Source organism: Chloracidobacterium sp. N, assembly GCF_018304765.1.
Classification (GTDB): Bacteria; Acidobacteriota; Blastocatellia; order Chloracidobacteriales; family Chloracidobacteriaceae; genus Chloracidobacterium; species Chloracidobacterium aggregatum.
Window position 1 is genome coordinate 24,979 of sequence record NZ_CP072642.1, and the last position, 26,275, is coordinate 51,253.

Consider the following 26,275-nt stretch of genomic DNA (forward strand, 5'->3'; position numbering starts at 1 on the left):
TGGCGCACATCCCAACGGCCCTCAAGGCCAACAGCCCTCAAGGTACGGTTGCACTGCCATGATTCATCCGACAGCGGCCCTTGTTCCCATGGTCATCGAGCAGACCAGTCGCGGCGAACGCGCTTACGACATCTACTCGCGCCTGCTCAAAGACAACATCATTTTCATCGGCACGCCCATTGACGACACCATTGCCAGCCTCGTCGTGGCGCAGCTCCTGTTTCTGGAATCTGAAGACCCCGAACGGGACATCTCGATTTACATCAACAGCCCCGGTGGTTCCGTCACGGCCGGGATGGCCATCTACGATACGATGCAGTTCGTCAAGCCCGACATTGTGACCTTCTGCATCGGGCAGTGTGCCTCGATGGGGGCGCTGCTGCTGGCTGCCGGGACAAAGGGCAAACGGTACGCCCTTCCCCACTCGCGCATTCTGATTCACCAGCCCTCCGGCGGTGCCCAGGGGCAGGCGACAGACATCCTTATCCAGGCTGAAGAAATCAAACGTATCCGTGAGCTGACTTCCAACATCCTGGCCAAGCACACCGGCAAACCCTTTGAGGTCATCGAGGCCGATGTCGAACGCGACCGCATCATGTCGGCGACACAGGCTATGGAATACGGTATCGTGGATCAGGTACTGACATCTCGCACCTGAGTAGCCGGGTTTGCTGAAAACCGCTTGCTGACCGCAAGCCAACCCGCTACTGATGCGCCGTGGAGCCACCCGTGAGAGGACGAGACGACATGCTACGCTGCTCTTTCTGTGGGAAGAGCCAAAACGAGGTCAAAAAACTCATTGCCGGCCCGACCGTCTATATCTGCAATGAGTGTATTGACATCTGTAATGAAATCATCAACGACGATGCGCGCCAGGAAGCGGTTACGCAGCGTCCCTACCTGCCCCGCCCCATCGAGGTCAAGGCGTTCCTCGATGACTACGTGATCGGGCAGGATGAAACCAAGAAAAAGCTCGCCGTCGCCGTCTATCAGCACTACAAGCGGATCGACATGCTGCGCAACCGCACGGCCGGGGACGTGGAAATTTCCAAGAGCAACATCCTGCTCATCGGCCCGACGGGCACCGGCAAGACGCTTCTGGCGCAAACGCTGGCGCGCATCCTGAACGTTCCCTTTGCCATCGTGGATGCCACGACGCTGACCGAAGCCGGCTACGTCGGCGAGGACGTGGAAAACATCATCCTCAAGCTGCTCCAGGCGGCAAATGGTGACATTGAGCGGGCGCAGCAGGGCATCATCTACATTGACGAAATTGACAAGATATGCCGCAAGGACGACAACCCCTCGATTACCCGGGATGTCTCCGGCGAGGGGGTCCAGCAGGCGCTGCTCAAGATTCTGGAAGGAACGATTGCCAGCGTGCCGCCGCAGGGCGGACGCAAGCACCCGCACCAAGAATTCTACCCGGTGGACACCACCAACATGCTGTTCATCTGCGGTGGGGCCTTCTGCGGACTCGAACGCATCATCGAGCGGCGCGTCGGGAAGAAAGCCCTCGGTTTCAATGCCCAGATTGACCGGCGTCCGGCCTCGAAAACGGAAGGCACCTACAGTCAGGTACAGCCGGAAGACCTCATCAAGTATGGCCTCATCCCGGAGTTTGTCGGACGCCTGCCCGTCATCGGCACGCTCCACGAACTCGATGAAGAAGCCCTCATTGACATTCTGACCAAGCCCAAGAACGCCATCATCAAGCAGTACCAGCGGCAATTCGAGTGGGACAACGTCCGGTTGCGGTTTACGGATGAAGCCCTGCGCGCCATTGCCCGCATGGCACATCAGCGCAAGGTGGGCGCACGCGGGTTGCGGATGATTCTGGAAGAGTTGATGCTGGATGCGATGTACTTCCTGCCAAGCCAGAAGCGCATCCGTGAGTTTACCGTGACCCGTGAAATGGTCGAAGACCGGCGCGTTCACCTGCCGCTCCCGGAAAAGGCGGCGTGAGCGTTGGCAGACGGCTTGCCATTTCAGGGATCCCCCGCTGCCACAGCGGCTGGCCTGCCTCCTGTGTGAGTAACCTGTAGAGCTTTACATGGACGAGTTCCACGACAGTCTGCCCGACAATGTGGCGCGTTTTCCGACGGTGCCGGTTCGTGATGTAGTGGTCTTTCCCCACACGACCATCCGCTTCAAGATTGGGCGCAAGCCGTCGGTTCTGGCGCTGAATGCCGCCCTCCAGCGCGACCGCCTGATCTTTCTCGTCACGCAGCACGACCCGACGCTCGAAGAGCCCATGCCGGAGCAGGTGCACCGGGTTGGCACGGTGGCGCGCATCACGCACCACCTGCAACTGGCGGATGGCAACATCAAGGTCCAGTTTGAAGGTCTTGAGCGCGGGCAGGCGATTCGCTTTGGGGAAGTTCAGGGCTGCTGGATGTCCATGGTCAAACGCTTCCCGACCGACCGGGAACAGAGTCCCCGGATTGCCGCCCTGGTCGGCAAGCTCACGGGTCTCATTGACCAGTATGTGCGGCAAAGTCCGGACAACCCGGAAAACCTGCATGCCGACCTCCGCATCGAGGACCCGGCCCGGCTGGCCGACAGCGTGGCGAGCCACCTGAAAATTTCGGTCGAGGAAAAGCAGAAGCTGCTCGAAACCGTCTCCCTGTCCGACCGCCTGCTGCGCCTCGTGGATATTTTCGACATCGAGCTGGAAAAGCTTCAGATGGACCGCGTCATCCAGGGGCGCGTCAAAAAGCAGATGGAGCGGTCACACCGGGAGTTTTACCTCAGCGAAAAAATCAAGGCCATCCACAAGGAGCTGGGGCGCAAGGACGAACGTTCGGAGTTTGAAGAACTTAAGCGGCGCGTCGAAGCCGCCAACCTGCCGGCGGACGCCCATGAAAAAGCCATGAGCGAGTTGCGCCGCCTCGAACAGATGCCGCTGATGTCGGCCGAAGCTGCCGTGTCGCGCAACTATGTGGAATGGCTCATCAGCGTGCCCTGGCACGAGCGTTCCGAAGAAAACCGCGACTTGCAGGCGGCACAGCAGATTCTGGATGCTGACCACTACGGGCTGGAGAAAATCAAGGACCGCATCCTGGAGTTCCTTGCCGTGCGCCAGCTCGTCAATCGTCCTCCCGGTTCCATTCTCTGCTTCGTTGGCCCGCCGGGCGTCGGCAAGACGAGTCTGGGCAAATCCATTGCCCGGGCTACGGGACGCAAGTTCGTGCGGTTGAGTCTGGGCGGCGTGCGGGATGAGGCCGAGATTCGCGGCCACCGGCGCACCTACATCGGCTCGCTGCCCGGCCAGATCATCCAGATGATGAAAAAGGCCGGAACGGTCAACCCGCTGATGCTGCTTGACGAAGTGGACAAACTCACCGCCGACCACTACCGGGGCGACCCGGCAGCGGCATTGCTGGAAGTGCTCGACCCGGAGCAGAACGATACCTTCCGCGACCACTATCTGGACGTGGAGTACGACCTGTCGCAGGTGATGTTCATTGCCACGGCCAACGTCCTGCACACGATTCCACCGGCACTCCGCGACCGCCTGGAAATCATCCGTCTGTCGGGCTACACCGAGCGGGAAAAGCTCGAAATTGCGCGGCGGCACCTGATTCCAAAACAGCGCGAAAAGCACGGCCTGCAGGAAGCCCAGATTGATTTTGCCGAAGATGCGCTGGTGTCCATCATTCAGAACTACACGCGGGAAGCCGGCATGCGGAACATGGAGCGGGACGTGGCCGCCATCTGCCGTAAGGTGGCGCGGAAGCTTCTGCTGACCCCCGAAGGTGAGCGCGCGGACTACCGGGCCACCATCCGGGCGGCCGACCTGCCGGAGTACCTCGGCCCCATACGCTATCAGCCCGCCCGCCTGAAGGAGCGCAGCGAAGTCGGCATGGCCACGGGGCTGGCCTGGACGGAAGTCGGTGGCGAAGTGCTCTTCGTGGAAACCACCCTGCTGCCGGGGCGCGGCCAGATCATCCTCACCGGCAAGCTTGGGGATGTGATGCAGGAATCAGCGCGGGCGGCGATGACGTACGTGCGGGCGCGCGCGACGGAACTGGGCATTGCACCGGATTTTTACCGCCGGCAGGATATTCACATCCACGTACCGGAAGGCGCCATTCCCAAGGACGGTCCCTCGGCCGGCATCACCATGGCGACGGCGCTGGTGTCGGCGCTCACGGGGATTCCGGTCCGGCAGGACGTGGCCATGACTGGCGAGATCACCCTGCGGGGCAAGGTTCTGCCGATTGGCGGATTCAAGGAAAAGTTGCTGGCGGCACTGCGCCTTGGCGTCCGTACGGTGCTCGTGCCCAAGGACAACGAAAAAGACATGGCTGAAATCCCGGATGAAGTTCGGGAAGCCCTTGACATCCACTTCGTGGAACAGATGGAACAGGTGCTGCCGTTGGCGCTGGTCGAGTTGCCGGGCGCCCGTCTGGTGGATGACAAAAACCTGCCGGACAAGACCCTGGCGGATGAATTGCCACCCATCTGGAACACGGATGTCACGGACCACCTGTCATCGGTGCCTATCGAATGAAGGTCGTTGCGGCGACGTTTTTGAAAAGCGCGACGGCGGCCGCGGAGTATCCACCTCCGACCTTACCTGAAGTCGCTTTCCTGGGGCGGTCGAACGTTGGCAAGTCAAGCCTCATCAACTCGCTGCTGGGGGTGCCGGGGCTGGCCCGAACCAGCCAGACGCCCGGCCGGACACAACTCATCAACTTCTTTGAAATCAACCGCGAACTGCGCTTCGTGGATTTACCGGGGTATGGTTATGCGCGTGTGCCACAAGCCGTCCGTGAACGCTGGCGACCCATGATTGAGGGCTACCTGAACCACCGCTCCGCCTTGGCCTTGTGTGTGCTCATCGTGGATGCCCGCCTCGAACCCCAACCGCTGGACCTGACGATGTACGAGTGGCTGGTCGCGATGTCGCGTCGTTTCTGCGTCGTCGCCACCAAGGCCGACAAGCTTTCCCGATCCCAGTTGCTGTCCAGGTTATCGGCTTTGCGCACCGTTTATGGTCCGGGCGTTGTGCCCTACTCCGCGTTGACCCACGCCGGTGCGGAGCAGGTCTGGGAGGTCATCCACGCCGCCATCGCTGCGTGGCAGCCCCGCCGCAACTCCCTGAAGCCTGAAACTGAAAGCGGAAACTGAAAGCTGAACCCGTCTGAACGCAGCCAATCGCCGAAGCCCATATCCCAAAAACCGATACGGCCGCGTATCGGATGCCTTGAATCCATATTCACCGTCATGACATTTGCCATGGAAGAAACGCTGGAACCGGTCGAATCTGTCGCCGTCGGGAATGGGGACGCTCCCCCGTCCACGAACGGCTTTTACGATATTGCGACACTCCGGGACATGCCGCTGTCCGACCTGGTGCGGATTGCCCAGGAACTGGAAGTCCCCGGTGCGGGCAGCCTGCGCAAGCAGGAACTGGTGTTCAAAATCCTGCAGGCCCAGACCGAACGCTCAGGCCTTATTTTCTCGGAAGGCGTCCTGGAGTGCCTGCCCGACGGATTCGGCTTCCTGCGTGCCCCGGATTACAACTATCTGCCCGGCCCGGACGACATTTACGTGTCGCCGTCGCAGATTCGGAAGTTCGATCTGCGCACCGGAGACACCATTTCCGGGCAAATCCGGCCGCCCAAGGAAGGCGAGCGGTACTTTGCCCTCATCAAGGTCGAAGCCATCAACTTCGAGCCGCCCGACCTGCGCCGGGAGCGGGTCCAGTTTGACAACCTGACGCCGCTCTATCCCAACAAGCGCCTGCGGATGGAGAGCACGCCGGAAAATCTCTCCGGGCGCGTGCTCGACCTGGTGACGCCGATTGGCCGTGGGCAGCGCGGGTTGATCGTCGCGCCGCCCCGGACGGGCAAGACGATGCTGCTGCAATCCATTGCGAATTCCATCACGCGCAATCACCCGGAGGTCATGCTCATCGTGCTGCTCATTGACGAGCGGCCCGAAGAAGTGACCGACATGCAGCGCAGCGTCCAGGGCGAAGTGGTGAGTTCGACCTTTGATGAACCGCCGACGCGCCACGTCCAGGTGGCGGACATGGTGATTGAAAAGGCCAAGCGGCTCGTCGAGCACGGGCGGGATGTCGTCATTCTGCTGGACTCGATCACGCGCCTGGCCCGGGCGCACAATGCCACCGTGCCCCCTTCCGGCAAGATTCTCTCCGGCGGTGTGGATGCCAATGCCCTGCAAAAGCCAAAGCGGTTCTTCGGCGCAGCCCGCAATCTCGAAGAAGGCGGCAGCCTGACCATCATTGCGACGGCCCTCATTGACACCGGCTCCCGGATGGATGACGTGATCTTCGAGGAGTTCAAAGGCACGGGCAACATGGAAATTCACCTCGACCGGAAACTCATCGAGAAACGCATCTTCCCGGCCGTGGACATCAATAAGTCCGGCACCCGCAAGGAAGAACTGCTCATCCCGAAGGAAGACCTCAACCGGATTTTCGTACTGCGGCGTGTGTTGAGTCCGCTGTCGAGCGTCGAGTCCATGGAGCTGATGCTGAGCCATCTGGAACGAACGAAGACCAACGCCGAATTTCTGGCTTCGATGAATGCCTAGTCCCTGCAACCCATTCATCCATGGACATTGTCTTTGCTGTTTCTGAGCTTGCGCCGCACTCGAAAACCGGCGGCCTGGCCGATGTGGCCGCCGCCCTGCCCAAGGCCCTGGCCGCGACGGGGCTGACCGTGCGCGTGGTGACGCCACGCTATGGTTTCATCACGGCCGGTGAGTACGTCGGCGAGCTGGCGGTGCCCTTCGGCTTCGGGGTGCAAACCGCCTATGTGTTCCGGGAGCGCCGCCACGGAGTGGAGATATTCCTGATTGACGCTCCAGCGTATTTTCAGCGCGGACGCAAGTTGTACGGCGAGCCGGATGACCCCCGGCGCTTTGCCTTTTTCAGCCGGGCCGTCATCGAGTTGACGCGCTGGTTTGGCAAGCCGCCGGATGTCATCCACGGCAACGACTGGATGACGGGGCTGATTCCGGTCTATCTGCGTACGACCCTGCGTGGCGATCCGTTTTTTGCCCGGACGGCAACCATCACCAGCATCCACAACCTGGCGTTTCAGGGCTTTTTTGATTTGAACGACCTGGCCTACTTTGGCCTGCCCGGCGATTTGCGCCAGGGGCCCGACGGGCTGGAGTTCAGTGGCGCCGGAAGCATGCTCAAGGGCGCCATCCTGGCTTCGGACGCCCTGACGACCGTCAGCGAGCGGTATGCCCAGGAAATCCAGACACCAGAGTACGGCTTCCGCATGGACGGTCTGCTCCGGCTGCGGCGGCACGATCTGGTGGGCATCCTCAATGGCGTGGATTATGACGAATGGAATCCGGCTACTGACCCACACATCGCTGCCAACTACACACCAGAAGACCTTGGCGGAAAACGCCTGTGCAAAGCCGACCTGCTGGCGCGCTTCGGCATGCCGGTTGAGCTGGACCGTCCGGCCATTGTCATTGTCTCCCGGCTGAGCGACCAGAAAGGGATCGACCTGGTACGGGATGTCGCCTGGCGCATTCTGCACAGCGGGGCCTACTTCCTGCTGCTCGGTTCGGGCGATCCGCGCTATGAGGTCTTCTTTCAACACCTGCGTGACACGGCTCCCCGGCGCGTGGCCGTTTACTTTGGGCTGAATGAGCCGCTGGCGCACCAGATGGAAGCCGGGGGCGATATGTTTCTTATGCCCTCAGCCTATGAACCCTGCGGGCTGAATCAGATTTACAGCCTCAAGTATGGCACCGTGCCGATTGTACGGGCCACCGGCGGGCTGGATGACACCATTCAGGACTTCGACCGGGTGACTGGCACGGGCAACGGGCTGAAGTTTCGTGCCTACCATGCCAACCGCCTGATGGAAAAAATCTACGAAGGTCTGCTGCTGTATCGTCAGCCGCACGTGTGGCGCATGCTTCAGCAGAACGGCCTGCGGGCGGATTTTTCCTGGGCCCGGGCGGCGTGGAAGTACCGTGCCGTCTATGAGCACGTCTGCGCCCTGTGAGTGTGCCTGTGAGTGTGTAAGCCAGGGTGGTGCATGTGGCGTGTCGGCATCCCATTGTCATCATTGGCGGGTTTCTCGTGGACTGGACGGCCTACCAGCCGCTGGCCACGACATTGGAAACGACCTGCCGCGTCCCGGTCGCCATTGTGCCCCTGACCCAGGCCAGTTGGCTCTATGCCTCGGTAACGGGCAGTTACCGCTCCCTTCTGGAACTGACGCACACCACGGTTGAAAAAGCCTGCCGCGAACATGCGGCCGGGCGGCTCAACTTCGTCACCCACAGCGCCGGCGGCATCGTGGCGCGCCTGTATCTGGGCGATGAGAACTACGATGGCGTTGCCTACCGCGGCCACCGGCGGACGGCAACGCTCATCACCCTGGGCTGTCCGCACGCCAGCCTGCTTTCCTGGACGCGCCGCACCATGGATTTCGTCAACGGTTGCTATCCGGGTGCGTTTTACGGAACCGTGCAGTATGTGGCTGTCATCGGCCGCGCCATACGCGGAGCTTTTCCCGGTACGCTGGCCGAGATGGCAGCCTATCAGAGCTACCGGCTGGTGTGCGGCGATGGCACGGTGTGGGGTGATGGCGTCGTCCCGGTCGAAAGCGGACAGTTGGACGGGGCGACGAACTACATCTGCGAAGGCATCCAGCACGTGCCCAACCGGGCTGATGCGGACTGGTATGACGCCGTGCTCGCCCGGTGGGTCCGGCATCTGGAGTAAGTCCGGCATGCAAGGGAAATCATAGCTTATGAACAAGTGGCAGCTCTTCATTGCCGGGGAGTTTCGTCCGGGAGGCCGGCGGGAGTGCTTTCCTGATTACCATCCGGCAACCGGCGCGGTGACGGCAGAGGTGGCGCTGGCAACGCCGGACGATTGCGATGCCGCCGTTACGGCCGCCAGACAGGCCCTTCCCGCCTGGCGGCGTCTTCCGGTCGCCGAGCGGGCGCGGTTGCTGCGGCGCGTCGCCGATGGGATCGAAGCGCGCAGCGCGGAGTTTTTGCAGGCTGAGGTCGCCGATACCGGCAAGCCATGGGCACTGGCGCGTACTCTGGACATCCCGCGTGGAGCAGCAAACTTCCGCATCTTTGCCGATCTGGCCGCCGGGTTGGCCACGGAATGCTTTGAAACGGCGACCGACGATGGCACCGGGGCGCTCAACTACGGCCTGCGGCGGCCGTTGGGCGTGGTGGGCGTCATTTGTCCGTGGAATCTGCCCCTGCTGCTGCTGACGTGGAAAATCGCACCGGCCCTGGTGATGGGCAATACGGTGGTCGTCAAGCCGTCGGAGGAAACACCGGCGACGGCGACGCTGCTGGGCGAGGTCATGACGGCGGCCGGTGTGCCGCCGGGCGTCTATAACGTCGTCCACGGCTTTGGCCCGGGAAGCGTCGGGGAATGGCTGGTGGCGCACCCGGATGTCGCTGCCATTACCTTCACCGGTGAAACCCGTACCGGGCAGGCCATCATGCGGACGGCAGCCGCCCGGACGAAGCGCCTTTCGTTCGAGTTGGGCGGGAAAAATGCCGCCATCGTCTTTGCCGATGCCGACTTTGACCGCGCCGTGGCCGGCGTGGCGCGGTCGAGTTTTCTCAACGGCGGGCAGGTGTGTCTCTGCTCGGAGCGGGTGTACGTCGAGCGCCCGGTGTTTGAGCGTTTTGTTGAAGCCCTGGCGCTGGCCGCCCGACAGCTTCGGCCCGGGCCGCCTGAAGACGAGACCACGACGCTGGGCCCGTTGATTTCAGCGGCGCATCGGGAAAAGGTGCTTGGTTATTATGCGGCGGCGCGGGCAGCCGGGGCGGAAATCCACGCCGGGGGCGGCTGTCTGGCGCTCCCGCCGCCGTATGACCAGGGCTACTTCGTCGAACCAACGGTCTGGACGGGCCTGCCGGAAGACGCTCCCTGCATCGTCGAGGAAATTTTTGGCCCTGTCTGCCATGTCGCGCCTTTCGATACGGAGGAGGAAGCGGTGGCGCTGGCCAACGCCGGTGACTACGGCCTGTGCGCGGCACTCTGGACGCGCGACCTGGCGCGCGCCCACCGGGTGGCGCACGCGCTCGACGTGGGTGTGGTGTGGATCAATAGCTGGTTTTTGCGCGACCTGCGGACGCCTTTCGGGGGCATGAAACTAAGCGGTATCGGACGTGAGGGCGGGCGCCACTCACTCGAATTCTACTCGGAAATCAAAAATGTCTGCGTCAAGCTCTGAGTATCCGGCGTTGTGCGCCGCAAGCCCCAACAGGAGGTTGTGCCATTGTGAGTGAGCATCCACAGGTTGCGTCCTGTCCGGTGGAACCCAAAACCGATGTTCAGCGCGAAGCGTTCGACCGCGCCCATACGCGCCGCCGCAACGAGTGGAAGCGCTTTTGGAAGGCCGGGATAAAAGCCTTTGAGGCGGGCGATTATGAAAAAGCGCAGTTTCTTTTTTCTGACGCCGTACGCGAGGCGCGCCGCTTTGGTGAAACCGACCCGCGCTTTGCCACCTGTCTCAACAACCTGGCGATGACCTTCGATATGCTGGGGGAAACGGCGCAGGCCGAGGCCATCTATCGCCGGGCCATCGAAGCCGACGCCAAGGCGCTCGAAATTCAGCACGGCGGCTTTGTCACCAGCCTCACCAACCTGGCGCAGATGCTGGCCGACGAAGACCGCATTGCGGAAGCCGTCCAGCTCTATGACCGCGCCATTGCTTTCCTGGAGGCACTCCATGGCCACGACACGCTGCACATTGCGCCCCTGCTCAGCGAAATGGCGCGGATGTGCGACCAGGACGGCGACTACGCCCAAGCGGAAGCGGCCCTGCGGCGGGCGCTGGCCATTCGTGAGCACGCGCACGGGCCCGACGATCTCTCGGTGGCGGTCACACTCAACAACCTGGCTGTTTCATGTGATTTGCGTGGCAAGTACGACGAAGCCCAGGCACTGCTGGAACGGGCGCTGGACATCTTTGAGCGCCGTCTGGGGGAAAACCATCCGAAGGTGGCCGAAACGCTCAAGAATCTTGGTGTGCTCCACGACCGGCAGGGGCGCCGCCTGCAGGCCGAAGCCTGTTTTGCCCGGGCGCGTTCGATTCTCGACCCTGCTGGCCGCAGTTAGTTCGTCAGACCTGTGCCAGCCGCCGTTGGGCTGGGCGTCTGGTCGCGGTCGGGTGGCAACGCTTCCGGCGTTTCGTCCACGGCGCTGATGGGCAGGGACACGGTAAAACTCGTCCCGACACCGGGCTGGCTTTCCACCCGTACATCTCCGCCATGGGCGGCAACAATGCTCTTGACGATGGACAGTCCCAGCCCGACGCCCACCCCGGAGCGGTTGTTGCGCGACTGCCGATAGACATCGAACACGTAGGGCAGGTCTTCCGGGGGAATCCCGATACCGGTGTCCGTCACGCTGATCTCGATGAAATCGCGCCCGATGTTGACTCCCATGCCGTTGACCACGGCCGTGTTGAGCATGACCACCCCGCCTTTGGAGGTGAACTTGACGGCGTTGGTCAGCAGGTTGCTGATGACGCGCAGCAGCTTGCTGCGGTCGGCCAGCAGCGACGGGAGTTGACCTGCTTCTGGCAGTTCATACTTCAGGGTGATGTTTTTGCGGTCGGCTTCCGGGCGGATGCCATCCACAACTTCCCGGAGCAGGTCCGTGACATCGAATGGCGTACGGTTGAGCGTGATGCCGGTTTCCTCGCTGCGATAGACTTCCTGCACTTCGTTGAGCAGGTTGAGGGCCCGCTCCAGACTGTTGCGGGCGACACCGATCAGGTGCCGTGTGTCGTCATCGGTCTTTCCGATGGTCTCGAACAGTTCCAGTGCACTGTACACACAGCCCAGCGGGGAACGCAGATCGTGGACGAGCATGGCGGCAAAGCGCGCCTTGAGACGGTCCAGTTCGCGGAGTTTGGTGTTGGCTTCGGCAATCTCAGCGTAGAGTTTCTGGAGTTCGAGTTCGGCGGCTTTGCGGGCCTCGATGTCGCGCAGCCGGAACAGCAGTTCGGTGATGTTCTCGCCGCACCGGATGGGGGCCACGCGCCCGGCGCACCAGCGTTGATGTTCCGCGGTAAAGTGGAACTGCGCCTCAAACGAAGCCGCCTGCCCGGTGGTCATCACCTCGCGCATGGCCGCGCGGATGGCATTGGCATCGGTTGCATAGTCGAGCAGGTTCTGTCCCAGGAGGATACTTTCCTGACAGCCCAGATCGGCATGGTTGAGGTAGGTCACTTCGCCGTCGAGGGTGGTGCAGATGAGGATGTCCGGCGCGTTTTCCACCAGTGAGCGAAAGCGGGCTTCGCTTTCGGTAAGCTGGCGGCGCAGGTCGTTGAATTCCGTCAGGTCGGTGGCGACGGCCACCACGCACGGGCGTCCGCCAATCGTCACCAGGTTGGCGGCGACGGTGACATCACGCATCTGGCCGGTTCGCGTCTGAATGGTCGTATCGAAGGCCTGTGGCACCGCCTTCTGGCGGAGGGCATGGAGCACCAGGGCGGGCAGCGTCGGGTCGAGCCACAAATTCAGCTTGCCAAGTGACTGGCCGAGAACCTCGCGGCGGGCGTATCCCGTCAGCTCCTCAAAGGCCGTGTTGATTTCGACCACCTTGCCCGTCCGCGCGCTGAAGATGCAGCTTGGCGACGGGTTGAGGTCAAAGAACTTCCGAAACCGCTCTTCGCTTTCCCGGACGGCATCCCCAAGACGCTTATAGGCGGTGATGTCTTTGGCCAGTCCGACCAGACGGACCGGGCGGCCGGCCGCATCCCGGATCGGGAAGATGCTCTCCCGCAGCCAGCGCACCCGACCGTCCGGGCGACAGAGGCGGTATTCTGTATCCGAACCGTTTGGATTGGTGTGGGCCGCAATCCAGCCGGCGCGGTCGTCAGGATGGACTGCGGCAGTCAGGCGGTCCGGCTCGTGGGTGGCCACTTCGGGTGAAATGCCCCAGACCTTTTCAAACTCCTGATTGGCATACAACAGCCTTTTTTCCGGCCAGGTGGCCACCCAGAAGACATGTCCCAGATGGTCAAGGCTTTGCCGCAGCAGCGCCGCTTCATCGGCCGGCAGGGCCGCTCCCTGATGCGTCGTGGTCTGATGATCATCCGTGTCGTTTTTCTGGGAAACCGGCACACCCTGAAAGAGCAACATGACTTGGCACCTCATCTTTTGCGCGATGGGATAACTCGTAACCACCGGCGCGCCTGTTCTGCCTCGCCGTAGGCTCATTCCCCTGTCACCCTTAAGAGCGAAAAAAGCCGATCAAGTGTGCCAACGTCCCAGGTGTGTCTATGCCACACCGTTTTTTGGAGGGCAGCCGGTGGAGGATGGAAACAGGAAACAGGAAACAGGAAACAGGGGGCAGGCGGCGGGTACGAAGGCTGAAAAAGAAGGCTGGCTGTGGCCGGCGGGAAGCGTTTCCATGGTATCATCGCGCACGGCAAAACTTCTCCAGTTTTGCGCCAAAATACAGCTTGCGTCTTTTCCAGATAGTTTTCAGGCCGGGAAGCTTTCGTAAGAGCTTTGCATCAGCAGCTCCATGGATAACATCTTGTCCGGGCAGCAGTCCCAACCGATGACAGGCTGGTGGATGTCCATCCGCCGGGCCGTTGGTCCGGCCTGGGCAACGTGTCTGCTGGTGGTCCTCATGCTGGTTTCGTTGCCGGGGAGGATTTGCCTTGGTGACACCGGCCGCCAGCGCGAGGGGAGCCACACCCACCTGTGGCGCGCAGGCAACCGGCAGGAAACCGGCCGGCTGCCGTTTCCAGCGCCGACCCAGATGCCCGGCCAAACGTCTGAACCACCGTCGTCATCGGGGCAGGAAGTCACTGCCGAAACCCATGACCTGCCCGCTTGGGTGTTGGTTTATCCCTACGCCACCTTCGTGGCGCGCAGCAGCGGTGACGCCGCGACAGAAAGCGGATATTTCACGCTGGTGACAAACGACATCCTCCACACGGTCTTCGATTTCTACAAACAGACCTATGAGGAGAAGGTCAACGAAACCCAGTTTGCCCTCGACTTCATGGCACTGTCCCCACGCTATGGGGAACTGTGGCTGACCGGAACGGCCAATGAGACCGTTCGGGTGGCCATGGTCTCCGCTGCGGCTGCGTCACCGGTTGCCGCGTCACCGGCGGCGGGAAGAAAGACCTTCATCTATGTTTCGTACACCCGAAGCACCGATTTCGAGTCGGCCTATCGCCATCCGATGAGTGAGATTGGGGACCTGGCCGACCTCGACTTTCAGCCCACACGCTTCGAGTGTGAGCTGGACAGTGATGAGCGGTTTCTTTTCAGCCGGGAATACCTCAAGGCGATTCACTTTGTTCACCGCCAGCACCTGACCTCACGGGCCATCGAGTTCGGTCCGCTGGTCGAAGCTGGTTCGGTCAGCATGCCGGCTTCGGAGTCGGCACCCGGTCAACCGGACAAGCTGCCCCCGTGGGTGATCATCTATCCCGGAGCCAGGCTTTTGGCCAAAGCCGTTGATGCCCGGAAAACTTCCGGCACGCTCATTCTGGCCACTGACCAGGGACAGGAGCAGGTGTATGGGTTTTACAACCAGCGGCTCAAGGAACTGTACCGGAGCTTTGGTCTCGAACGGAGCAGTTGGTCGCAGGATGTGGAGTTTTCGACGGCCGACTGGACGAACGGCGCGGACAAGTTGCTCAGTGTCATCACCTTGCAGGACAAATCGCCCCAGACGGTGGTTCTGTTGCGGTACAAAGGGGAAGCCCCCAGAATCGTCAAGCCGCACCGCCGTCACCCGGCAGCGCGCCGCCCGTGAGCGGCCTCCGCATTGCCCTGAGCCGAAACGAACCGCTGCACCACCCCATCGTCTTCCGTCGGTTGGCGCATGTGGTGCAGGGGAAAACCGGTGGCGGAAAGCTCAGCCGCTTGAGCGAACCCGGACGCTTTTGGGGAGAAAGCAACTGTGCTCCAGCCAGCAAAAACTTCGCCCGGCAACCCTGCGGAGCCACTGATCCACATCGTGGATGATGACGACACGGTGCGGCGGTTGTTGACCATCCTGATGGAAAAAGAAGGTTTCCGGGTTGTGGCGCACCGCAACGGCCTCACGGCCCTGGAGCAGTCCCCGGCCCTTCAGCCGGAGTTGGTCATGCTCGATGTCGCCATGCCGGGGATGGATGGCATTACGCTCTGCCGTCATTTGCGCCAGCTTGATGCGTACCGGCAGGTGCCCATTTTGATGCTCACGGGACTGTCCGACGACGGCACCGTAGCGGCCGCTTACGCCGCCGGAGCCACGGACTACATTCCCAAACCCTTGCGGCCGGAGGTGCTCAGGCACAAGGTGAGCCACCTCCTGCACAGCCACCACATTGCGCGGCAACTTCGGGAAACTGAAAACAAACTGCGTTCGATCGTGCAGTATGCCAATGATGCCATTCTCGTGCTGGATGCGGCTTTGCACGTCCTTGAACTCAACCCGAAAGCCGAGCTGCTGCTGGGGGCAGGTGTGGTTGGGAACATGATCGGGGAGCTTCTCGATACCGAAGAGTCCCTGGATACCCTTCTGCCACACCTTACCCGGACCGGAAGGAGCATCGGGGCCGCCGTCAGAAACCGGGATGGCAGGACAGCCTCGGTTGAACTGACCAGCAGCGATTTTTACCTTGGCACGCATCGGCGCTACGTTCTCATTCTGCGCAACATTACCGGGCGCAAGCCTTCCGAAAAAACTCTGGAAGTGCCCAGCGACCTGCCGGACTCCCTGACGGCTGTGCCATCACAGGGCCGTGGCCCCTCTGAACCAGAGCCGGAGACATCCGACATTCTGGATGCTTTGCCCCTGGGACTCGCCCGGCTGAACCGCCGTGGACAGATCATCTTCATCAACCGGCGCCTGACGGATATGCTTGGTGAACGGCCGTCCCGCTGTCTGGGGGCTTCCGGGCGACGCTACGTGAGTCGCCTGGGTTGGAAGGAGTACAAGCCGGCCCTGCGCCGGTTTTTGTCCCACCGGCCGCTTTCCATTGCGGCCGGTGAGCCGGTTGTGCTCACGCGGAGCCTGGTCCTCAGAAAAACCGATGGGTGCTTCTTTCCGGTCATCCTTTCCCTGATGCCTGTCGCCGGCAAGGATGGATGGCTCGTCCTGGTCGAGGACCGCACACGTCACCAGACGCTTGAGGACAGGCTCCGGTGCCTCAATGAAGAATGGGTCGTGGCCGTGGATGCCCTTCCAGACATGATTCTGCTCGAAGACCGGATGGGGCGGATTCGGCGCTGTAACCGTGCGGTGGCGGAATTTCTCCAGCGTCCCTACTCGGCCATCATTGGCCAGACTTCGGCGGCGCTTTTCTGGGGGGCGAGGGAAGGTTCCCTGGCGCACTGCGTCCAACATCCGGCAGCGTTCCAGTTTCCCACCAGCGACCGCTGGTTTCGGATGAACAGCTACTGGATTGACCAGGAGCGCGGGATTGGAACCGGTTGGGTGCATATCATCACGGACATCACTTCCCAGCGGCGCAGCGAACTGGAACGGGGACGACTGATCCGGGTCATCGAGCAGGTTGGAGAAGCGGTTGTGACCTTCGACCGGCACGGCCGGGTTCAGTTCTGCAATCCGGCTTTCGAGCAACTGACCGGAATTCGGAGCTGGGAGGCAGTTGGCCATTCATTGCACCGGTTGGGCTTCGGGCCGGTTGACCGGGCCGTTCGCCGGGACATCCTGCGCCAGCTTGTCCGTGGAAAGGGCTGGTGCGGGCGCTACCTGGCACGCCGCCGCGACGGGAGTACCTATCCGCAGCAGGCGACCATTTCACCGGTGCGCGATGCCCAAGGGCAGTTGCAGAACGTGGTCGTGGTGTGCCGGGATGTGACCGAGCAGCTTCGCTACGAAGCCATCGCCGAAGCCGTGAACGTAACGGAAAACGCGAGCCATATTTTTTCTGCCATCCGCCACGAGATGGGCAATCCCATCAACTCCATCAAGACGGCGCTCACCGTTCTGCGGCAAACGAAGCCGCTGTCTTCGGAGGCGGTCACCACCTATGTCGAGCGATGCCTGTCAGAAATCGGGCGCGTGGAATATCTGCTGCGCGCCCTGCGCTCTTTCAGCCTGTACGAAACGCCCGAACTCAAGGCCCAGCCGCTGCTGCCCTTTCTGGAGCGTTTCTGCGCCCTGGTGAAGGAGGGCCTGTCCGCGCAGGGGGTGGATTTCCAACCCCGCCTCGCCTCTGACCTGGGATGGATCAATTTCGATGCGCGGGCGCTGCATCAGGCTTTGATGAATCTCATCTCGAACGCCGTGGATGCTCTGTCGCCAGTGCCGACGCCGCAGATTACCCTGATGGCCCGGCGCTACCGTCGGTTGATTGTCATCGAGGTGCACGACAACGGGCCGGGCATCGAGCCAAAACACCGCGACCACATCTTCAAACCGTTTTACACGACCAAGCCCCAGGGAACGGGACTTGGGCTGGTGATTGCCCGGAAGCTGCTTTCCAGGATGCGGGGGACGGTCGAGCTTCAGTCGCCACCTGCGGGGGGCTGTGTGGCCATCGTCACCCTGGAAGCCCTGCCTGAAGACGATAGGTAAGATGGCACCAGCGGACGTTGCACCACTCTGAATGGCGGAGCGGACAGGTGGACAGCCTGTTTCCAGGGCGCGGCACATGGCAGATCAACTTTCGGTTTACAGGCGGATGTGGTTTGCTAAATCAAACATCCTGTGGACTTTGCCTGACAGAAAGCAGCTATGAGAAAGCTTTTCATTACCGGAGCAAGTGGTTTTGTCGGACAGGCGCTGTTGCCGGCGCTCAAGCTGGAAGGGTATGACGTTGTGGCGGTGTCGCGCAAAGTACGCGATACCGCCAGTGGTGTCCGGTGGGTACTCGGCGACCCGGTAACGGTGGATGACTGGCAAAAGGAAGTGGATGGCGCTTTTGGCCTCATCAATCTGGCCGGAGAACCCATCATCGGAAAACGGTGGACACCGGAGCAGAAAAAAGCCCTGCGCGACAGCCGCGTGGTGACGACCCAAAATCTGGTCACCGCCATTGCCCAGGCCAGGCAAAAGCCGTCGGTTCTGGTGTCGGCTTCGGCCATTGGGCTGTATCCCAAAAATGAGGAAACCGAACTCGATGAAGCCAGCCGCCCGGCCGACGACTTTCTGGGGAAGCTCTGCCAGGAGTGGGAAGATGCAGCCAAGGTCGCCGAGGTTCACGGTGTCCGTACAGTGCTGCTGCGGATTGGGGTCGTTCTGGGGCGCAATGGCGGCGCGCTGGAGCGGATGCTGCCCGTGTTCAGATGGGGATTGGGCGGGCCGTTGGGCAGCGGCAACCAGTGGTTTTCCTGGGTCCACCTTGCCGATGTGGTCGGCCTCATCCTGTGGGCGCTGGCGTCCGGGCAGGTGCAGGGACCGGTCAATGCCGTGGCGCCGAACCCGGTGCGGATGAAGGACTTTGCTTCAACGCTTGGAAAAGTTTTGAACCGTCCGGCCTTTCTGCCGGCGCCGTCCTTTGCCCTCAATCTCGTTCTCGGCGAATCGGCTCAGGTGGTACTCGATGGGCAGCGCGTTCTGCCCAAAGCCGCCCTGCAACAGGGCTACACCTTTCGTTTTCCAGAGCTGGAAGCTGCCCTGCGTGACCTGACGACCTGACTGGATTTGGCCGACTACTACCCGGTCAAGCGGGTTTTGGCTGTTTCTCGTGCTGTCCGTTGTGCGGCAGTCCGCTGGGTGGTCGCCGGCCGTGACTGCTGTGCGTGGGGATTGCCCCGACGGACGACGACCACTGTCATGTCGTCTGCCTGTTCGGCTTCGCCCATGTGCCGCCGGACATCCGAGATGATAGCTGTGCACAGGTCGTGGGCGCTCTGCTGGTCAGCCTTCTGCTCCATGAAGTCGTCAATCAAATCCCGCAGCGCCTCGTAGCCATAGGGAGACCCGTATTCGTTCAGGGCTTCGATGATCCCATCGCTGGCGAGCACAAGAAACTCCTGCCCTTCGATGTAGAGCTGCCCACCCTGGTATTCATCGTAGGTTGCCCGGCGCAGGCTCCCCAAGGGGAGTCCACGAACGTCAAGTAATTCGACGTAAGGACGCTCGCGGCTGGCATAGTGCCAGCGCCCCACTACGGGAAAGCCGGCGTTGGCGACCGTGAAGCTGCCGGTGGCCAGATCGAGCTGCGCATAAACTGCCGCTACAAACATGCGGACGCGCTTCATATCCGGGTAGAGCAGCTCGTTGAGCCGCGTGAGCATGGCGGCGCAGCCCAGCTCGTTTTCTTCCGCCTCGCTCCGAAAGGCGGTAAGCGCCACGGCGGTAAACACGGCACCGGAGACACTTTTGCCGGATACATCGCCGACAAAGATACCCAGCTTGCCGTCCGGCCCAAGGAAAAAGTCGTAGAAGTCGCCGCCAACTTCGCGCGCCGGTACGCTCATGGCGGCGATGTCCCAGTCTTTGAGCCGCGGGGGTTCGGGTGGAAGAAATGACATTTGAATCTGGGTCGCCAGGGCAAGCTGCCGCGCGTGCCGCTGCTCCTCAAGGAAGTGGTCAAGTGGGATGGGTTGTCGGTCGCGCTCACTTTCGGGTGGGCGCCAAGCGAGGGCGGTGGCCGCAAAGGGCAGTCCCACCAGCAGGGTGGGAACCCAGGGCGAGATTCCCAGCATCGGCAAAGTGGCCGCAACAATCGCCAGGCTTGTTGTCTGATACACCCACAAGGCGCAGAGTGTCCCCCACAGGCCAAACCGCTCGAACGTCGCAACCAGGATGAGCGCCAATACGGCCTGGTGCAGGAAAAGCCAGGGCTGCTCCAGCGCCGATGGCAGGACGGGGGTCAGCGAGTCGCGCCACCCCACGCTGCCCAGAAGGGCGATGATGGCCAGGGCCAGCCACTGTGGCCAGCGCAGCCAGTCCCTGACGGCGACCCAGGTAAAAGCCACCAGCACCAGCCCCAGATCGAAGGTATTGCCCACCAGCGTCCCTACCATCAGCAGGCCTGGTGACCAGGCATCAAGCAGCAGCCGAAGATTGTCGTTGATGTTTCCGGCAACCGGAAACAGGTCAGCCAGCAACCACTGCACGAGACCCGTCAGGCCCAGCAAAAACCAGCCTACCCCGCCGCCGATGAGTCCACGCTGGAGAATGGTCGTGTATGGCACACGGCGCAGGAGCAGGATGGCGCGGAAGATTTCCGTACGCGGGCGCTGGGTGTCGTACTCGATGTGCAGCAGGGCGGCGCAAACCACCCAGACCACAGCCATGCTCAACAGGATCGTCACCAGGCTGGAGATGATGTAGCCGGCCAGCCCCCCAAGTACAAACTGCGAACCTTGCGTCATGATGGCCAGCCGGGCCGGAGCGCTGCCGGCGACCGGGTTTTCAAACAGGGCCGTGCCGATGGAATAGGGCAGCGATGGAGCGAGAACAAAGAACCAGTCCACCCCCACCACGACGGCCGCCACCGTCGGAACACGCCAGAGGATGACGTGCCGGCGGGAGGCTTTCAGCAGATAGACGACGGCAGCGATGAGCAGGATCGTCTGAAGCGGCAGCCCAAGGAGGAGATAGATGATTTTTGAATCGAAGGGGCGGGCCCAGCCGCTCGTGGTGGGCTGAAGGCGGTGTTGAAAATACCACACGGTTTCACCGCGCAGCCGGACGAGCACCACGCGCGTCAGTTCGGGCAACTCCGGGAGCGGTTGCTGCCACCGCACTTCCGTCTCCGGTTGGCCGGGGACATGTTCGACCTGGGGTGGGCCCAGCCAGAACAGTCCGAGGCTGGTGCTGCTGTCGAGAAACGCCCGCGCCCGTGCGATGGCGACATCCGCTGCCGGCAGTTCGGCGGTGGAAACCGGCACATCGCCGTTGAGATAGCTGATGAGTTCCCCGCTGTTGGAAAGCCCCACCTGGGCTGCCAGGCTTCCATTAGGACGCAGCCACACCACATAGTCAATCACCACTGGAAGGTGGTACTGGGCGACCAGGCGTTGGAGATTGGCTTCCGGCCGGCGCTGGCGAAGGGTTGTGAGCGCGACCTGGTCAAGGTGGAGGACGCGAAGCGTCATGCTGCGCGGAGGAGTTTGTCCCGTCTGCCGGTTGAAGAGGTCGTAGGCCAGGCGGGCATTGGCCTCACGGTCCAGCCCGTTGAGCAGCACCGGTTCCGGGATGGCCTGGCTGGTCAGCAGGAGGCCCAGAAAAAGACCAATCAGCGCTGCTATGGCAAGCACCCCAATCGGTGGAAAAGGCAACTGGCTGGTCGAAGCAGGCATGTGGCAACGACTTTTCCAACGCACAACGCGACCCGGCGCTGACCACAACCGGGGAGACCCGTCTTTGCCGTTCCAGCCGGACGACCAGCCGCGCCGCTCAGAACGTTTTGATGTGGGGGGCCGAGGCTTTGTTCAGACGGATTTTTTCCGGCTGGCTTTGCTCCTGGCAGCAGCTTTGGGTTTTGGCACCGATGCGGCTGGGGGCAGGGCCGGAACGTCCGCTGGTACGGCAGTGTCGGTGGCCGCAAGCGCCACAGACGACTTGCGTTTCCGTTTGGATTGGCTGGGGGTAACTTCTCCGGCTGCCGGGCTTGTGTCCGTGGGAGACGCCGGTGCTCCAGAAGCGGCTGGCGCTGCTGTTTCTGTCGCCGCTTCTTTCGTCGCTGCGTCCGCCTTTTTGCGGCGGGCGCTGGGCTTTTTCGCCCCACTCCTGGGGGTATTCAACGACTCGGCCAGGGACGGCGGAAGCACGACGGCCGGCACCGCTTCTTCAGCCATCGCTCCTTCACTGATGGCCGCGTTCATTTTCTGGCGGCGCTTGATCTCTTCTTCAACCAGTTTGTCAAGGACTTCGTTTTCGGCGCGAAACCAGTCTTCAGCCATGTGCTGTGGCGTGCTGTAGCCCCGCTCGACAGAGAGCTGGTGCGCCCGCCGGCGAATGGCATCCATGACCGCCCGGTCCTTGAGCAACGACTGACGAACTTGCTTGGTATCCATCATTTCCAGGCTTGGTTCCTCCCTGAGCTTCCGGCCTGCACGCCGTGCTGTTGAACGATGATGTCGGGTCGGTAAACCGGCGCGCTTGACGAGGAGCGTAAAGTGCGAGTCGCCCTGTTTGCATAAGCACAAACCGGATTGTATATGCACAAACCGGAGATTTTCTTGGACGACTGTTGGCAAACACACTACCATGCGACACCTGCTTTGAAAACCCTGAAGGGAGTTCGCCAGTTTTGTCGGGCGGCCGTGAACCTCGCGGGCGCGTCCCAAGTAAGCGTGGATTCAGAAGCGTGGATTCAGAGGGTGTGTGATGTCGGAGTGTCATGCCTGATCGTGTGCCGTCAATTCTCATCGTGGATGATGAGTTGAGTATGCGTGAGCTGCTCGACCATGTGTTTCGGCGGGCTGGCTACCGCACCTTCGTTGCCGGAAACGGGGCGCAGGCCCTGGAGGCCCTGCGAGGGACCGTGTTTGACATCGTGCTGTCCGATGTCAGGATGCCGCGTCTTTCCGGCACTGAACTGCTGCACGAATGCCGCCAGATCTCACCCGATACGGTGGTCATTCTCATGACGGCCCATGGCACGGTCGAGCAGGCGCGCGAAGCCTTCAAACTCGGCGCGGACGACTTCATCCAGAAGCCGTTCGACATTGACGAACTCAAGCTCATCGTCAAGAACGCGCTGGAAAAAAGCCTGCTGCGCCGGGAAGTGGCCCTGCTCAAGCGCGAGTTGGGGGACCGCACGCGGCTGGAGAACATCATCGGGCGTAGCCGCCCCATGCAGGAAGTGTTGCGCCTCATCCAGACCATTGCCGGTACGAACAGCACGGTACTCATCACGGGTGAATCCGGCACCGGCAAGGAACTCGTCGCCCGTGGCATCCATGCCTGTAGCCCGCGCAGCGAACGCCCCTTTGTTTCCATCAACTGCGGCGCGTTCACGGAAACCCTCCTCGAATCGGAACTCTTTGGCTACATGAAGGGTGCCTTCACTGGTGCCACCACGAACAAAAAAGGACTGTTCGAGGCCGCTGACGGCGGCACGCTGTTTCTCGATGAAATCGGCGAAATGAGCCTGGGGATGCAGGTCAAGCTGTTGCGCGCCCTCCAGGAACGCTCGATACGGCGGGTGGGCGGTACGGAAGAAATCCCGGTGGATGTGCGGGTCGTTGCCGCCACCAACCGTGATCTTTCCCAGATGGTCGAAGCCGGAACTTTCCGCAAAGACCTGTACTTCCGGGTCAACGTCATTCCCATCAACGTTCCACCGCTGCGCGAACGGCGGGAGGACATCCGCGAGCTGGCGCTGCACTTCCTCAAAAAGTACGGACAAAACCGCACCCCGCCGGTGACAGCCATTGCCGAAACGACGCTCAAGTACCTTGAAAACTACTCGTTTCCGGGAAACGTCCGGGAATTGGAAAACATCATCGAGCGGGCCGTGGCCCTGGAGCCAACCCACGAAATCCAGCCGGAGCGCCTGCCGGAAACCGTGCTGCGCTACGACCCGGCGCGGACGGCTTCCGTCTTCGATCTGCCGGAGCAGGGCATTCATCTCGAAAACTTCCTGATGGAAATTGAAAAATCCTATATTTTGCAGGCCCTGCAGCGGACGCGGGGCAATCAGACCAAGGCGGCGGAGCTGCTTCGCATGTCGGTGCGCAGCCTGCGCCACCTGCTCGACAAGCACAAAATTCGCCACACGGCGAGTATGTTCCGTGAAAGTGGGGCCTTTCGTACAGGCGACGCCTCGGATGCCCCATAAGGTCACGCTTCGGCCCCCCGAAGGAAAAAGAAGCCCTCTGGCTCCCTCCTGCCGGTTCGCTTTTCCGCGCTGCTTGCGGACACCTCATTCCCCCCTGCTGAAGACATGAAAAAAATCGTCATTGCGGGCGGCGGTCTGGCCGGTCTCGCGGCCGCTTACGATATGGTTGAGGCCGGCTGCCAGGTCGAACTCTTCGAGTCGCGCCCGGTGCTGGGCGGCAAAGTGTCGTCCTGGAAAGATGCCGACGGTGACTGGATTGAGTCCGGGTTGCACGTTTTTTTCGGCTGCTACGAAGAGTTGTTCAAGCTCATGCGCGCCGTCGGAGCCGATAGCTATCTCCGGTGGAAAGCACCGGTGTGCCATTTCACCCTGCCGGAAGGCGTCACTTACGACATCGTTTCCTGGCGTGGTTTGCCCTTTCCGCTCCACCTGCTGCCGAATCTCGTCACGGCCAGTCAGTTTTCGCTGGGCGAAAAACTCGCCTACGGACGCGCCCTGCTGCCGGTTCTGTTTGGGGACAGCCGCTATGCCGACGCCCAGGATGAACTCAGCTATGCCGACTGGCATCGGCAGCAAGGGGTGGGGAACAACCTGCTGGGTGGGATGCTTCTGCCGCAGACGCTGGCACTGAAGTTCCTGCCACCGGAAGAGCTTTCGGCACAGGTCGTCCTGAACGTGTTTCGGCTGTTTCTCCGCCGTGACGATGGCTTTCAGGTCGCCTTCCTCGAAGGTTCGCCGGAGGAGTGCCTTGTGCAGCCGCTGGTTCAGGCGATTACGCGTGCTGGCGGGCACGTTCACACCGGGCGCAAGGTCACGCGGATTGAGCTGGACGCCACCGGGCACGTCCGTGGTTTCGTGGTGGACGGGACGCTGCACACGGGCGATGCGTATCTGTGCGCCCTGCCGGTACATCAGATGAACCGGCTCATTCCGGCCGCCTGGCGGGCGCAGTATCCGTACTTCGATCACCTGCGGCATTTCGTCGGCGTGCCGGTGATGAATGTCCAGCTTTGGCTCGACGGACGCCTGACCGAACGGGACAACCTGCTCTTTGGCGGCGCGGGACTGACGCCGGTCTATGCCGACATGCGCCTGACGACGCCGCGCTATGCCCCGGCCAGCGGCAACACCCTGCTTGAAGCCGTGGTGGCGCCGGCGCGCGAACTGATGGCCTTGAGCGATGCCGAAGTCGTGGCGGCCGTGTGGGAGCGGATGAAATCGTACTACCCGACAGTCGCGCCGCGCCTCAACATCGTGAAGTCCTCCGTGGTGCGGATTCCCCAGTCGGTCTATCACCCCAAGCCGGGGCTGGAGCGATACCGTCCCACGCAGGCTTCGCCGGTGCCCAACTTCTTTCTGGCGGGCGGCTTTACCCGTGGACACCGCTTCTTTGACAGCATGGAAGGTGCCGTGGCCAGCGGCCGGCTGGCGGCCAAGGCCATGCTGGCCTATGTGCAGACTGGTCGGGCAGCCGCAGCGTGAAGGTTACTCGGAAGCCCCCTTGGCTTTGGCCGTGGCTTCCGGCGCGGTTGCCGCAACGCGGTTGGGCATGAGAATGGCGCGCAGTTCCCGTTCAAGCTGCTCGCGCAACGCCGGATTGGCGGCCAGCGCCTGCTTGGCATTTTCGCGCCCCTGTCCTAGGCGTTCGCCGCCTTTGATGGAAAACCAGGCGCCGCTTTTCTCGACGAGCTTGTGCTCCACGCCGAGATCGAGCAGGTCGCCTTCACGGGAAATGCCCTTGCCGTAGATGATGTCGAATTCGACTTCCTTGAACGGCGGGGCCAGTTTGTTTTTGGCAATTTTGGCTTTGGTGCGGCTGCCGATGACTTCCTCGCCGTCCTTGATCGAGGCCGTGCGGCGGATGTCAATCCGTACCGAGGCGTAGAACTTGAGCGCCCGGCCGCCGGTCGTCGTTTCCGGCGAGCCCCACATCACGCCGATTTTTTCCCGAATCTGGTTGATGAAAATCAGGCAGGTGTTCGTGCGGTTGGCGACGGCGGTCAGCTTGCGCAGGGCCTGGGACATCAGCCGCGCCTGGAGGCCCGGCAGGGAGTCGCCCATGTCGCCATCGAGTTCGGCTTTGGGAACGAGTGCCGCCACGGAGTCCACGACCACGAGATCGAACGCTGCCGAGCGGACGAGGGCTTCCGCAATTTCCAGCGCCTGCTCGCCACTATCCGGCTGCGAGACAAAGAGGTTTTCAATATCCACGCCGAGTTTGGCGGCATAGCCCGGATCGAGCGCGTGTTCGGCATCAATGAAGGCCACCTGTCCGCCGGTGCGCTGGGCTTCGGCGGCGACGTGCAGGGCCAGCGTCGTTTTGCCACCGGATTCCGGCCCGTAGATTTCGACGATCCGCCCCCGGGGCACACCGCCAATGCCGATGGCCGCATCGAGGCTCAGGCAGGTCGTGGAAATGGCCGGCACCTCGATGGCCTGCCGCTCGCCCAGGCGCATCACGACACCCTTGCCAAACTGCTTTTCAAGGCTGGCGATGGCGGCATCAATGGCTTTGTTGCGTTCCTGTCGTGTGTCCGTCATGGGTGGCTCTCGCTTTG

Annotated in this window: 18 protein-coding genes; 14 read left to right on the top strand and 4 right to left on the bottom strand. The window is 61.9% G+C overall.

Annotation, left to right across the window (positions count from 1 at the left end; all coding sequences use genetic code 11):
* The first annotated feature begins 58 nt into the window (after positions 1 to 58).
* The 9 genes from clpP to J8C05_RS00145 all read left to right on the top strand — a co-directional run bounded on the left by clpP (position 59) and on the right by J8C05_RS00145 (position 11,107).
* The gene (clpP, locus tag J8C05_RS00105) at positions 59 to 658 is read left to right on the top strand and encodes an ATP-dependent Clp endopeptidase proteolytic subunit ClpP (protein WP_058867844.1); all 600 of its coding nucleotides are present in this window, start codon (positions 59 to 61) and stop codon (positions 656 to 658) included.
* Positions 659 to 747: 89 nt separating this feature from the next.
* A complete protein-coding gene (clpX, locus tag J8C05_RS00110) occupies positions 748 to 1,965 on the top strand; it encodes an ATP-dependent Clp protease ATP-binding subunit ClpX (RefSeq protein WP_058867843.1) in 1,218 nt (405 codons plus the stop codon).
* An 88-nt stretch (positions 1,966 to 2,053) separates the two neighbouring features.
* Positions 2,054 to 4,516 (top strand): endopeptidase La, encoded by a 2,463-nt coding sequence (lon, locus tag J8C05_RS00115; RefSeq protein ID WP_211422242.1) that lies wholly within the window; start codon positions 2,054 to 2,056, stop codon positions 4,514 to 4,516.
* The gene (gene yihA, locus J8C05_RS00120) at positions 4,513 to 5,136 is read left to right on the top strand and encodes a ribosome biogenesis GTP-binding protein YihA/YsxC (protein WP_211422243.1); all 624 of its coding nucleotides are present in this window, start codon (positions 4,513 to 4,515) and stop codon (positions 5,134 to 5,136) included. Before lon ends, yihA begins: the two co-directional genes overlap by 4 nt.
* 96 nt (positions 5,137 to 5,232) lie before the next feature.
* Complete coding sequence (gene rho, locus J8C05_RS00125; RefSeq protein WP_281503754.1) at positions 5,233 to 6,567, top strand: transcription termination factor Rho; 1,335 nt, start codon at positions 5,233 to 5,235, stop codon at positions 6,565 to 6,567.
* Positions 6,568 to 6,587: 20 nt separating this feature from the next.
* On the top strand, positions 6,588 to 8,009 hold the full coding sequence (locus tag J8C05_RS00130; RefSeq protein WP_211422244.1) for a glycogen synthase: 1,422 nt from the start codon (positions 6,588 to 6,590) through the stop codon (positions 8,007 to 8,009).
* A 26-nt stretch (positions 8,010 to 8,035) separates the two neighbouring features.
* Positions 8,036 to 8,734 carry an esterase/lipase family protein gene (locus tag J8C05_RS00135; protein WP_211422245.1) on the top strand — a complete coding sequence of 233 codons (699 nt, stop codon included), beginning with the start codon at positions 8,036 to 8,038 and terminating at the stop codon, positions 8,732 to 8,734.
* 28 nt (positions 8,735 to 8,762) lie between these two features.
* A complete protein-coding gene (locus J8C05_RS00140; protein WP_211422246.1) occupies positions 8,763 to 10,220 on the top strand; it encodes a 2-hydroxymuconic semialdehyde dehydrogenase in 1,458 nt (485 codons plus the stop codon).
* 47 nt (positions 10,221 to 10,267) lie between these two features.
* Positions 10,268 to 11,107, top strand: coding sequence for a tetratricopeptide repeat protein (locus J8C05_RS00145; RefSeq protein ID WP_211422247.1), 840 nt, complete (start codon positions 10,268 to 10,270; stop codon positions 11,105 to 11,107).
* Here the strand turns inward: J8C05_RS00145 and J8C05_RS00150 are convergent.
* Positions 11,104 to 13,140, bottom strand: coding sequence for a sensor histidine kinase (locus J8C05_RS00150; RefSeq protein WP_211422248.1), 2,037 nt, complete (start codon positions 13,138 to 13,140; stop codon positions 11,104 to 11,106). The genes J8C05_RS00145 and J8C05_RS00150 overlap by 4 nt on opposite strands.
* Before the next feature lie 388 nt (positions 13,141 to 13,528).
* Here J8C05_RS00150 and J8C05_RS00155 point away from each other — a divergent pair, with 388 nt between their 5' ends.
* The 3 genes from J8C05_RS00155 (at position 13,529) to J8C05_RS00165 (ending at position 18,616) form a co-directional block, all read left to right on the top strand.
* Positions 13,529 to 14,779 (top strand): hypothetical protein, encoded by a 1,251-nt coding sequence (locus tag J8C05_RS00155; protein WP_211422249.1) that lies wholly within the window; start codon positions 13,529 to 13,531, stop codon positions 14,777 to 14,779.
* Positions 14,780 to 14,926: 147 nt separating this feature from the next.
* A complete protein-coding gene (locus J8C05_RS00160) occupies positions 14,927 to 17,554 on the top strand; it encodes a PAS domain S-box protein (protein WP_211422250.1) in 2,628 nt (875 codons plus the stop codon).
* A 159-nt stretch (positions 17,555 to 17,713) separates the two neighbouring features.
* On the top strand, positions 17,714 to 18,616 hold the full coding sequence (locus J8C05_RS00165) for a TIGR01777 family oxidoreductase (protein ID WP_211422251.1): 903 nt from the start codon (positions 17,714 to 17,716) through the stop codon (positions 18,614 to 18,616).
* Between the two features lie 17 nt (positions 18,617 to 18,633).
* On the opposite strand, the gene J8C05_RS00170 is transcribed toward J8C05_RS00165, so the two are convergent.
* Both J8C05_RS00170 and J8C05_RS00175 read right to left on the bottom strand, forming a co-directional pair.
* A complete protein-coding gene (locus tag J8C05_RS00170; protein ID WP_211422252.1) occupies positions 18,634 to 21,231 on the bottom strand; it encodes a PP2C family protein-serine/threonine phosphatase in 2,598 nt (865 codons plus the stop codon).
* Positions 21,232 to 21,363: 132 nt separating this feature from the next.
* Positions 21,364 to 21,951 carry a DUF2934 domain-containing protein gene (locus tag J8C05_RS00175; RefSeq protein ID WP_211422253.1) on the bottom strand — a complete coding sequence of 196 codons (588 nt, stop codon included), beginning with the start codon at positions 21,949 to 21,951 and terminating at the stop codon, positions 21,364 to 21,366.
* 323 nt (positions 21,952 to 22,274) lie between these two features.
* Here J8C05_RS00175 and J8C05_RS00180 point away from each other — a divergent pair, with 323 nt between their 5' ends.
* Both J8C05_RS00180 and J8C05_RS00185 read left to right on the top strand, forming a co-directional pair.
* Positions 22,275 to 23,717, top strand: coding sequence for a sigma-54-dependent transcriptional regulator (locus J8C05_RS00180; protein WP_211422254.1), 1,443 nt, complete (start codon positions 22,275 to 22,277; stop codon positions 23,715 to 23,717).
* Between the two features lie 105 nt (positions 23,718 to 23,822).
* Positions 23,823 to 25,199 (top strand): FAD-dependent oxidoreductase, encoded by a 1,377-nt coding sequence (locus tag J8C05_RS00185; protein WP_211422255.1) that lies wholly within the window; start codon positions 23,823 to 23,825, stop codon positions 25,197 to 25,199.
* 3 nt (positions 25,200 to 25,202) lie between these two features.
* On the opposite strand, the gene recA is transcribed toward J8C05_RS00185, so the two are convergent.
* Entirely contained in the window at positions 25,203 to 26,258 is a 1,056-nt protein-coding gene (gene recA, locus J8C05_RS00190; protein ID WP_058867829.1) for a recombinase RecA, read from the bottom strand.
* Between the last annotated feature and the right edge of the window lie 17 nt (positions 26,259 to 26,275).